Source organism: Mycobacterium gordonae (assembly GCF_001417955.2).
Taxonomy (GTDB): domain Bacteria; phylum Actinomycetota; class Actinomycetes; order Mycobacteriales; family Mycobacteriaceae; genus Mycobacterium; species Mycobacterium gordonae_B.
Window position 1 is genome coordinate 38400 of record NZ_LKTM01000320.1, and the last position, 9058, is coordinate 47457.

At 68.9% G+C, this 9058-nt stretch carries 11 protein-coding genes; 3 read left to right on the plus strand and 8 right to left on the minus strand.

Annotated elements, in window-relative coordinates; translation table 11 throughout:
* Positions 1-8: 8 nt before the first annotated feature.
* The 8 genes from AO501_RS22065 to AO501_RS22100 all read right to left on the minus strand — a co-directional run bounded on the left by AO501_RS22065 (position 9) and on the right by AO501_RS22100 (position 6506).
* Positions 9-887, minus strand: a complete 879-nt coding sequence (locus AO501_RS22065) for an SDR family oxidoreductase (RefSeq protein WP_055579744.1) — start codon at positions 885-887, stop codon at positions 9-11.
* 24 nt (positions 888-911) lie between these two features.
* A complete protein-coding gene (mshC, locus tag AO501_RS22070; protein WP_055579745.1) occupies positions 912-2147 on the minus strand; it encodes a cysteine--1-D-myo-inosityl 2-amino-2-deoxy-alpha-D-glucopyranoside ligase in 1236 nt (411 codons plus the stop codon).
* A 125-nt stretch (positions 2148-2272) separates the two neighbouring features.
* Positions 2273-3061, minus strand: a complete 789-nt coding sequence (locus AO501_RS22075) for a 3'(2'),5'-bisphosphate nucleotidase CysQ (protein ID WP_055579746.1) — start codon at positions 3059-3061, stop codon at positions 2273-2275.
* Positions 3062-3092: 31 nt separating this feature from the next.
* Entirely contained in the window at positions 3093-3908 is an 816-nt protein-coding gene (locus AO501_RS22080; protein WP_055579747.1) for an SCO1664 family protein, read from the minus strand.
* Complete coding sequence (locus AO501_RS22085; RefSeq protein WP_055579748.1) at positions 3892-4479, minus strand: DUF3090 domain-containing protein; 588 nt, start codon at positions 4477-4479, stop codon at positions 3892-3894. The genes AO501_RS22080 and AO501_RS22085 overlap by 17 nt, the downstream gene beginning before the upstream one ends.
* Positions 4480-4611: 132 nt before the next feature.
* Complete coding sequence (locus tag AO501_RS22090) at positions 4612-5316, minus strand: histidine phosphatase family protein (protein WP_055579749.1); 705 nt, start codon at positions 5314-5316, stop codon at positions 4612-4614.
* Positions 5313-6143: an undecaprenyl-diphosphate phosphatase gene (locus tag AO501_RS22095; RefSeq protein WP_055579750.1), complete on the minus strand. Its 831-nt coding sequence runs from the start codon at positions 6141-6143 to the stop codon at positions 5313-5315. Before AO501_RS22095 ends, AO501_RS22090 begins: the two co-directional genes overlap by 4 nt.
* Positions 6144-6203: 60 nt before the next feature.
* Positions 6204-6506, minus strand: a complete 303-nt coding sequence (locus AO501_RS22100) for a hypothetical protein (RefSeq protein ID WP_055579751.1) — start codon at positions 6504-6506, stop codon at positions 6204-6206.
* A gap of 110 nt (positions 6507-6616) precedes the next feature.
* On the opposite strand from AO501_RS22100, the gene AO501_RS22105 reads away from it, so the two are divergent.
* The 3 genes from AO501_RS22105 to AO501_RS22115 are packed head-to-tail and all read left to right on the plus strand — an operon-like array spanning position 6617 to position 9002.
* Positions 6617-7651, plus strand: a complete 1035-nt coding sequence (locus AO501_RS22105; protein ID WP_055579752.1) for a YncE family protein — start codon at positions 6617-6619, stop codon at positions 7649-7651.
* A gap of 53 nt (positions 7652-7704) precedes the next feature.
* Positions 7705-7911: a DUF5703 family protein gene (locus tag AO501_RS22110; protein WP_055579753.1), complete on the plus strand. Its 207-nt coding sequence runs from the start codon at positions 7705-7707 to the stop codon at positions 7909-7911.
* Complete coding sequence (locus AO501_RS22115) at positions 7908-9002, plus strand: quinone-dependent dihydroorotate dehydrogenase (protein ID WP_156452732.1); 1095 nt, start codon at positions 7908-7910, stop codon at positions 9000-9002. The genes AO501_RS22110 and AO501_RS22115 overlap by 4 nt, the downstream gene beginning before the upstream one ends.
* Positions 9003-9058: the final 56 nt, after the last annotated feature.

The window sequence follows — 9058 nt, forward strand, 5'->3', positions numbered from 1 at the left end:
GCCGGCTGCTACTTCTCCAGCTCCTGGGTGTACGCGCTGGTGGAGCGGCCGAGCGCGAGAACCTGGGCGTCCATCTTGGGCATGATCTCGGCCGCGGTCTCGAGCACCGCGGACTCGCCAAGCCTGGTCGACAGGACCGGCTTGATCCAGCGCATCACCGCCACCCAACCTGGGCAGTACACCCGCGTCTTGCGTCCCTCGATGCCCTTGACGAACGCCGCCGCGCACTTGTTGACCGAGGTGGTCCGGTTCAGCGGCGGAGGCAGTTTGGAGAGCAGCTCGGTGAAGGCCGGCAGGTCGCTCTTGGTGTCGCGCACCAGGGCGGTGTCGATCCAGGCCATGTGGGCCGACCCGACGCTGACGCCCAGATGGGCCACCTCCAGCCGCAGCGCGTTGGCCAGATGTTCGTTGCCCGCCTTGGACATGTCGTAGGGCACCATCCCCGGAGCGGCGGCGTAGGCGGCCAGCGACGAGACGATCAGCACGTAGCCGCGGCGGTCGATGATCGAGGGCAGCGTGGCGCGCACGGTATAGAAGACGCCCATCAAGTTGACATCGATGACCCGCTTGGCCGCCTCGGGATCGACGGTGAGCACCGAGCCGTAGCTGGCGATGCCGGCGTTGGCGACCACCACGTCGATGCCGCCGAACTTCTCGACGGCCTGGTCCGCGGCGGCCTGCATGGCTTTCAGGTCACGCACGTCGGCGACGACGGTCAGCACGCGTCCGTCTCCGCCGAGTTCGGCTGCGATCGACTTGAGCTCGGCTTCGCCGAGGTCGGTCAGGACGAGCTTGGCACCCTTGTTATGCAGCCTGCGGGCGACCTCGGCGCCGATACCGCGCCCGGCGCCGGTGATGAAAACGACCTTGTCCTGCACCGATGTCATGGCGCAAAAGGTACCACCGCAGGCTTACAGGCCGATTCCCAGCAGCGCGTCGACGGCGGTGGCCACCAACCCGGGGGCCATCTCGTCGTGGCCGCCGTATTCCAGCGCGTCCGTCGTCCAACCATCAAGCGCCGCAATCGCTTTCGGTGTGTCGAGGTCGTCGGCCAGGTAGCGGCGGACCCGGGCCAGCACGTCGGTGGCGTCGGGTGCGGCGGGCAGCGAGGTCGCGGTACGCCAGCGGTCCAGGCGGGTGTGCGCCTCGTCGAGCACCTGCCGGCTCCAGGACCGGTCGGCCCGGTAATGCCCGGCGAGCAGACCCAGCCGCACCGCCGACGGGTCGACGCCCTGGGAGCGCAATTGCGACACCAGCACCAGGTTGCCCCGGCTCTTGGACATCTTGTGCCCTTCCCAGCCGATCATCCCGGCGTGCACGTAGTGGCGGGCGAATCTGCGCTCTCCACTGACACATTCGGCATGGGCGGCGGTGAACTCGTGGTGCGGGAAGATCAGGTCGCTGCCGCCGCCCTGGATGTCGACTTCGCTGCCGATCCGGCTGAGCGCGATGGCAGCGCATTCGACGTGCCAGCCCGGGCGACCGGCTCCGAACGGGGACGGCCAGCTGGGCTCCCCGGGCCGGTTGACGCGCCACAGCAGCGCGTCGAGTCCGTCGGTCTTGCCGGGGCGGTGCGGATCACCACCACGCTGTTCGAACAGGTCCAGCATGGTTTCGCGGTCGTAGCCCGATTCGTAGCCGAACTGCACGGTGGCGTCGGCCCGGTAGTAGACGTCCGGATATTCGCCGTCGACGACGTAGGCCGCCCCGGAGGCGACCATCTTTTCGACGAGCTCCACCATTTCCGGGATCGCCTCGGTGGCACCGACGTACTCGTGCGGCGGCAGCACCCGCAGCGCCGTCATGTCCTCGCGGAACAGCGCGACCTCCCGGTCGGCCAGTTCGCGCCAGTCGACTCCGTCGCGGTCGGCACGTTCGAACAGCGGATCGTCGACGTCGGTGACGTTCTGCACGTATTGCACGTCATGGCCGAGATCCAGCCACAGGCGGTGGATGAGGTCGAAGGTCAGGTAAGTGGCGGCGTGGCCGAGATGCGTTGCGTCGTACGGTGTGATGCCGCAGACGTACATCGTGGCCTTGCGGCCGGGGGTAACGGGACGGATCTGCCGGTCGGCGGTGTCGTAGAGCCGCAATTCGGGGCCGCGTCCGGGCAACGCCGGGACCGGCGGAGAAGACCACGACCGCATGCGTCGACTTTAGGCCCGGTGACGATGCGCCCCGCGCAATGGGTGTGCGCCCACTGCTTCGCGGGTGCGTGTGCCGCGGGAATCGAGCGGATTTTCCGCCGTGGGCGCACACCCGATGTCCCCGATCACCACCATGACTCCCGGATGGCGTCCAGCAGAATCGGCGCCAGTTCGGCGCGGCACATCACGAAGTCGGGCAGGTACGGGTCGAGCTGGTTGTACATCATCGGCGACCCGTCCAGACGCGACACGTGCATCCCCGCGGCCTGCACCACGCCCGCCGGCGCGGCCGAATCCCATTCCCACTGGCCCCCGGCGTGCAGGTAGGCGTCGGCGACCCCGTCGATGATCGCCATGGCCTTCGCGCCTGCCGAGCCGATGCGCACCAGTTCGATGTCGAGGATCTGCCGGATGCGGTAGAGGATCGCCGGCGGCCGGGTGGCGCTGACCGCGATCCGGATGACGCCGGGGACGCCGACGGGTGCAGCGCTCGCGGTGACGGTGTCGCTGCGGTAGACGATGTTGCCGCGGGCCGGCAGCGAGACCGCGGCGTCGGTGATCTGCCGCCGGCCATTGCCGGGACGCTGCCACAGCGCGATATGTACCGCCCAGTCGTCGCGCCCGCGGGTGGAGAACTCGCGGGTGCCGTCCAGCGGGTCGACGATCCACACCCGGTCGGACTTGAGCCGGACCAGATCGTCGTGCGCCTCCTCGCTGAGCACCGCGTCTCCGGGCCGCTCGGCCTGCAGTCGGCGCAGGATCAGGGCGTTCGCCAGGCGGTCTCCGGCGTCGCCGAGTTCCCACGGGTAGTCGAAGCCGACCTCGTCGCGCACTTTGAGCAGCAACTCCCCCGCCTCGGCGGCGAGGTCGGCGGCCAGCGCGGCATCGGTCAGGTCACGCGCGGCCGGGTTCACCGCCCCAGTATCGCCGACGGCGGACGCCGGCTCAGAACGCCGGCCAGGGAATGGGGCGGCTGCGGTTGGGTCCGGGCATCACCGGGTCCTCGAGCAACGCCTGGGTACGACGGATCAGCGCCGCGATCTCAGCGCTCGTGATCAGGCCTCTGAGCTCGGCGGCCAACGGGCCGCGCAGGGCGGCGGCCAGCTCGGCCACGGGCTCCATGGTGGAGTCGTCGATGGGCTTGCCCGCCCACCCCCACAGCACGGTGCGCAATTTGTCCTGGACGTGCAGGCTGACCCCGTGGTCGACGCCATAGACGTTGCCGTCGAGACCGTCGAGGATGTGTCCACCCTTACGGTCGGCGTTGTTGACGAGGATGTCGAACACCGCCATCCGGCGCAGCCGGCCGTCGTCGGCGTGCATCAGGACGACCTCGTCGCCGGCGTAGTCGTAGGCGCGCAGCACCGGCAGGTAGCCGGGCTGGGGTTTGCCGGTCGGGAACAGATCGACCAGGTCGGGACCCGGCCGCGGATCGGAGTCCGCGGCGTCACCCGGTTGCTGCACCCACAGCTGCAACATGCCCGGACCCGCCGGTCCGTCGCGAATGATGGTGTGCGGCACTATGTTCCAGCCAAGTTGCCGGGACACCAGATACGCCGCGAGTTCACGGCCGGCCAGCGTACCGTCGGGAAAGTCCCACAGTGGTTGCTCGCCGGAGACGGGTTTGTAGACGCAGTGCACGCTCTGGGAGCCCAGCGCTGCCTCGCACAGGAAGGTGGCGTTGCTCGCCGAACGGATCCGCCCCAGGACAGTCAGCTCGCCGTCGCGCAGCGCCTCGTGTCGGTCATTCCTCGACGTCATCGCTGGACCCGAAGAGCGCCTCGCGCCGATAGCCGTTGGTGCGTGCGCAGATGTGCCCTTCGGGATCCAGCGGTTCCTCGCACAACGGGCAGGGCGGGCGGCCGGCCGAGATGACGCGGTTGGACCGGGTGGCGAACTGTCGTGCCGACTCCGGAGTCAGGAACACCCGCACCGCGTCGGGGCCCTCGTCGGTGTCGTCGAGCACCACCGAGGCGTCGAACTCCGCATCGGTGACGGCCAGGAGTTCCACGACCACCGTCTGGGCCTCCGAATCCCAGCCGAGCCCCATTGTCCCGACCCGGAATTCGGCGTCGACGGGCATGATCAGCGGACTGAGGTCATCGACCTCGGTGGGCTCCGGCGGCACGGGGGTGCCGAATCGGCGGTTCACTTCGAGCAGCAGCGCGCCGATACGTTCGGCCAGGACCGCGACCTGCTGCTTCTCCAGGACCACCGAGACGACCCGGGCGTCGTGCACCGCCTGGATGTAGAACGTGCGGTTTCCGGGCTGCCCGACGGTCCCGGCCACGAAGCGGTCGGGTGTACGGAATACGTGGATTGCGCGGGCCATGGCACTTCCAAAATACCGTGCAGCTGACCCCGGCGTACTACTCGTACTCCGTTGGCCGCCCCGCGAAGGTGCGCGGTTGTACGGAATCTTCGGCGTGTCGGCGTGCCGGAGTGCACGTTCGCGCCGAAAGGCTCAGTCGGTTGACCCGCCGACCACTGCGTCGCCGGACGGCTGCTCCTTGGCCTCGGCCGGCGCGGGTGCGGGTGCGGCACGCAGGCCGGCCGACAGACGCGAACCGGTGTGGTTGACGTGCAGCACAAATGGTCGCAATGGGGTGTAACGGATCACACTCACCGAGGCGGGATCGGCGTTGACTCGCTGGAAGCTGTCCAGGTGCATGCCGTACGCATCGGCGATCAACGACTTGATCACGTCGCCGTGGGTGCAGGCCACCCACAGCACGTCGCCGCCGAACTCCTCGCTCAGTCGCCGATCGTGCTCGCGCACCACCGCCACGGCGCGGGCCTGAACCTGCGCCAGGCCCTCACCGCCGGGAAACACCGCGGCGCTCGGGTGTGCCTGCACCACCCGCCACAACGGTTCGTTGACCAACTCGCTGAGCTTGCGGCCGGTCCATTCGCCGTAGTCGACCTCGGCGAGCTGATCCTCGATTACGGGCTCGACACACAGCGCCTGCGCCAGGGGTTCGACGGTGCGACGGCACCGCAACAGCGGCGAGGACACCACCGCGCGGATGGGCAGGTCACCGATCCGGTCGATCAGGCCGGCCGCCTGCTCGCGGCCCTTGTCATCGAGGTCGACGCCCTCCGACCGGCCGGCCAATGTGCCCGCGGTATTGGAGGTGGACCGGCCGTGCCGCAACAGCAGGACAGTCATGTCGCCGCGACCGTCCCCGTCGCCAGCAGGATCAGTACCGCGCTGCCGACGATGACGCGGTACCCGACGAACCAGAACATGTTGTGCCGGACCAGGAAACGCAGGAACCACGTCACCGCCGCCAAGCCGATGACGAACGCGATCAGGATGGATACCAGCAGTTGCGGGCCGGTGGCGCTCATCCCTTCGGTGACCGGCTTGAACGCGTCCGGCAGGGAGAAAAACCCCGAGGCGAACACCGCCGGGATGGCCAGCAGGAAACCGAAGCGAGCGGCCAGTTCGCGTTCCAGTCCGAGAAACAGTCCCGCGCTGATCGTCGAACCCGAACGCGACACCCCCGGCACCAGTGCCAGGCACTGGGCGCTGCCGACGACGACGGCGTCGCGCCAGTTCAGCTGCTCGATGTCGCGGTTGCGGCGCCCGACGTACTCGGCGAGCGCGATCACCGCCGAGAACACCACCATCGCGGTGGCGACCACCCACAGGTTGCGCACCTCGGAACGGATGACCTCCTTGAAGAGCAGCCCGAGCACACAGATTGGAATGGTGCCGATGATGACGTACCAGCCGAGCCGGTAGTCGGCGTCGCGGTGCGACTTGACGAACAGGCCGTTGAACCAGGCGCGCAGAATGCGCACGATGTCGCGGGCGAAGTAGACCAGGACCGCGGCCTCGGTGCCGAGCTGGCTCACCGCGGTGAACGACGCGCCGGCGTCGGCGCTGAAGAAGACCCGCGACACGATGTTCAGGTGCCCGGAGGAGGAGACCGGCAGAAACTCGGTCAGACCCTGCACCACGGACAAGACGACGACTTGCCCCCAGGACATCGGTGCTACCGCAGACACGACGACGACCGTACCCGTTCGGGCTGCCGGGCTGCGCGTGCGCTAGCGCGAGACGGGCACCGCGCGGGCCACCGCGTCGCGCACCGCAGCGGCTAGGCTGCGCTCATCGGTGAGGTCGATGTCGCGAACGCCGCGAACAGCGCGTGCGACGACGTCTTCGGCCTGGGGAACCGGCGCCACCAGGCGCGGCCGGTAAATTTCTACGACGAGTGACCGGTGTTCGATGTGAAAGGAAAAAGTGCGCCCATCTCCGACGTGTCCATAACCGCTGGCGAAAATGCCGGGAGTCATGTCCTCGACAGCAAACTCCTGGTCTGCGGTAGGCCGGTCATCGGTGACGGTCATGCGGTGAGAATACCTCCGCTGCACCGGTTTACACGGCGAACATGGCGAAATTGAGCGCGATAACGTTCCTTAGAGTTTGATATGCGTCTGCAAGATACGGGAGAAAAGAGTTGCTGACAGCACGCCTGACTGCGCTTCACAAGCGCCTTGTCGTAGTTGTGAGTTTGCTCGCCCTGGCAGCGCCCGTCTCGGGGTGTTCATCGAACCCGCTCGAGTCCGCACCGCCCACAATCGAACCCGCCCAGCCGGCGGTCTCGCCTCCCGCCCAGAACCCCGCGGGCATGGTGCGGCCGCTGGGGGGTCGCCCGCAGGGCGCATTGTTCGACGCCGGCTCCCGGCAACTGGTGGTCCTGTCCCCTGCCGTCGACGCGGCGGGACCGGCCAGCATCACCGTGCTGGGTGCGCAGGGCGCGGCGCGGGTGATCACCTTGCCGGGGCCTGCCACCGCGGTGACCGGCGACGGGCAGGGCACGGTCTACGTGGCGGGGCGCGGCGGCTACGTCACGGTCAACCTGGCCACCGGCCAGTGCGCCGGGACGACGGTCTCCGGCGGTCAGGACTTCACCGCCATCGCGCGCCGCGCCGACGGCAGGCTGGTTTTGGGCAGCGCGGACGGGGCGGTGTACTCGCTGGCCCCCGACGGGACGGTGGCCAACCGCAACAAGATCTTTGCGCGCGTCGATGCCCTTGCGGCTCAAGGGAACACAACAGTGGTGCTGGATCGCGGGCAGACCTCGGTGACCACTATCGGCGCCGACGGCCGCGCCGCGCAGTCGTTGCGGGCCGGCGAAGGCGCCACCACCCTGGCCGCCGACCGTCAGGGCCGGGTTCTGGTCGCCGACACCCGTGGGGGCCAACTGCTGGTGTACGGGGTCGACCCTCTGATCCTGCGCCAGGCCTTCCCGGTACGGCAGGCGCCCTACGGCCTGGCGGGGTCCCGCGAACTGGCCTGGGTGTCCCAAACGGCAACCAACACCGTCATTGGTTACGATCTGAGCACCGGAATACCCGTGGAAAAGGTGCGTTACCCAACCGTGCAGCAACCGAACTCCCTGGCCTTCGACGAGGCGTCGGACACCTTGTACGTGGTGTCGGGGTCGGGTGCGGGGGTGCAGACCATCGAGCATGCGGGAGGCAGGCCGTGAACCCGGGGCCCGCGCCACGGTGGAGCCGGCTACCGGCGGGCTGGGAAGCCGACATGTCCGACGAGTACGAGTGGGTGCCGTTGCGGCTACCGCCGGACGTCACCCGGCTCAGCGCGTCCACCCGGCTGTCCATCGAGGCCGAGTACCGCGGCTGGGAGTTGACCAGGGTCCGGCTCTATACCGATGGAAGCAGGCGAGTATTGCTGCGCCGCAAGAAGACTCGTATGGAGAACCGGTTGTCTGAGCAGCCGGGATCGTGACGTCGCCCTACGGGCTGCTGCGCAGCCTGCTGTTCGCGGTGCCGGCTGAGCGCGCCCACACCCTGGTCTTCGCGGGGTTGCGCGGCGCCACGGCGGCGGGGCCGGTGCGCCGACGGATGGGCCGGTGGCTGGGACCGACCGACCCGGCGCTGGCCAGCACGGTGTTCGGCGTCCACTTCCCCGGACCACTGGGGCTGGCCGCCGGCTTCGACAAAGACGGAACCGGCTTGTCCGTTTGGGGCGCAATGGGTTTCGGGTACGCCGAGATCGGCACCGTGACCGCCTACGCGCAACCGGGAAATCCGGCGCCGCGCTTGTTCCGGCTGCCCGAGGACCGGGCGTTGCTGAACCGGATGGGCTTCAACAATCACGGCGCGGGCGCCCTGGCGGCACGGCTCGCACAACACGTCCCCGACATCCCCCTGGGCGTCAACATCGGCAAGACCAAGAAGACCCCACCGGAGGACGCGGTCAACGATTATCGTTGGAGCGCAAGGCTATTGGCGCCGCTGGCGTCGTACTTGGTGGTGAACGTCAGTTCGCCGAACACTCCCGGACTGCGCGACCTGCAGGCAGTCGAGTCGCTGCGGCCGATCCTGTCCGGCGTCCTGGCCGAAGCGTCCGGCACACCGGTGCTGGTCAAGATCGCCCCGGATCTAACCGACTCGGACGTCGACGAGATCGCCGACCTGGCCGTCGAACTGGGCCTGGCGGGCATCGTGGCGACCAATACCACCGTCTCGCGCGACGGCCTGCGGACTCCCGGCGTCGACGCGCTGGGCGCCGGCGGAATCTCCGGACCACCGGTGGCCCGTCGCGCCGTGCAGATTCTGCGCCGGCTTCACGACCGGGTCGGCGATCGCCTGGTGTTGATCAGCGTGGGCGGCATCGAGACCGCAGACGACGCCTGGGAGCGCATCACCGCGGGCGCCTCGCTGCTGCAGGGCTACACCGGCTTCATTTACGGCGGAGGCCTGTGGGCCAAGGAGATTCACGACGGAATCGCCCGCCGGTTGCACGAAGGCGGGTTCGCGTCGCTCGGCGAGGCCGTCGGGTCCGCGGTGGGCAACCGGGAGACGCCCCCGGGCTGACTAACCGGCGGGGGCGCCCCCACCGCCGCCGGCCGGACCCGCGGCTCCGGCGGCAG